Source organism: Pseudomonas sp. BF-R-30, from assembly GCF_019956175.1.
Taxonomy (GTDB): domain Bacteria; phylum Pseudomonadota; class Gammaproteobacteria; order Pseudomonadales; family Pseudomonadaceae; genus Aquipseudomonas; species Aquipseudomonas jessenii.
The window spans coordinates 1-1,492 of record NZ_JAHBDE010000072.1 but is presented as its reverse complement, the minus strand read 5'-3'; the positions used below and the strand labels follow the sequence as shown (position 1 = coordinate 1,492).

The 1,492-nt window shown below is 62.4% G+C and carries 1 protein-coding gene; it reads left to right on the top strand.

The window, feature by feature from the left end; translation table 11 throughout:
* Positions 1 to 32 precede the first annotated feature (32 nt).
* Positions 33 to 1,492, top strand: a 1,460-nt coding sequence (gene acs / locus KGB20_RS25715) for an acetate--CoA ligase (protein ID WP_223533212.1), incomplete at its 3' end; no start/stop codon positions are given.

Genomic DNA, 1,492 nt, shown 5'->3' with positions numbered 1-1,492 from the left:
ACAAAAACAACTATTCCACCGAGGTAAGAAAGATGAGTGCGGCTTCCCTGTATCCCGTTCGTCCCGAGGTTCTGGCTAACACGCTGACCGACGAGGCGACCTACAAGGCGATGTACCAGCAGTCGGTCGTCAACCCCGACGGCTTCTGGCGCGAGCAAGCCAAGCGCCTCGACTGGATCAAGCCTTTCACCATGGTGAAGCAGACTTCCTTCGACGATCACCATGTCGACATCAAATGGTTCGCCGACGGCACCCTGAACGTTTCCTACAACTGCCTGGACCGTCATCTGGCCGAGCGCGGCGATCAGGTCGCGATCATCTGGGAGGGCGATGACCCTACCGAAAGCCGCAACATCACTTACCGCGAACTGCACGAGCAAGTGTGCAAGTTCGCCAACGCCCTGCGTGGTCAGGACGTGCACCGCGGCGACGTGGTGACTATCTATATGCCGATGATCCCCGAAGCCGTGGTCGCCATGCTGGCCTGTACCCGGATCGGCGCGATTCACTCGGTGGTGTTCGGCGGTTTCTCGCCGGAAGCCCTGGCCGGTCGCATCATCGACTGCAAATCCAAAGTGGTGATCACCGCCGACGAAGGCATTCGTGCCGGCAAGAAGATCCCGCTCAAGGCCAACGTCGACGACGCGCTGACCAACCCGGAAACCAGCAGCATCCAGAAAGTCATCGTGTGCAAGCGCACCGGTGGCGACATCAAGTGGAACCAGCATCGCGACATCTGGTTCGAGGACCTGATGAAAGTGGCCGGCACCGTGTGTGCGCCGAAAGAGATGGGCGCCGAAGAAGCGCTGTTCATCCTTTACACCTCCGGCTCCACTGGCAAGCCGAAGGGCGTGCAGCACACCACCGGCGGCTACTTGCTGTACGCGGCCATGACCCACGAGCGCGTGTTCGACTACCGCCCGGGTGAAATCTACTGGTGCACCGCCGACGTCGGCTGGGTCACCGGCCACAGCTACATCGTCTACGGCCCGCTGGCCAATGGCGCGACCACGCTGCTGTTCGAAGGCGTGCCGAACTACCCGGACATCACCCGGGTGGCGAAGATCGTCGACAAGCACAAGGTCAACATCCTCTACACCGCACCGACCGCGATCCGCGCCATGATGGCCTCGGGCACCGCCGCCGTTGAAGGCGCCGATGGCAGCAGCCTGCGCCTGTTGGGTTCGGTGGGCGAGCCGATCAACCCGGAAGCCTGGGACTGGTACTACAAGAATGTCGGCAAGTCCCGTTGCCCGATCGTCGACACCTGGTGGCAGACCGAAACCGGCGGCAACATGATGAGCCCGCTGCCGGGCGCTCATGCGCTCAAGCCAGGCTCTGCGGCGCGTCCGTTCTTCGGCGTGGTGCCGGCCCTGGTGGACAACCTGGGCAACATCGTCGAAGGCGAGGCCGAGGGCAACCTGGTGATTCTCGATTCGTGGCCAGGCCAGGCGCGTACGCTGTTTGGCGACCATGACCGCTTCGTCGACAC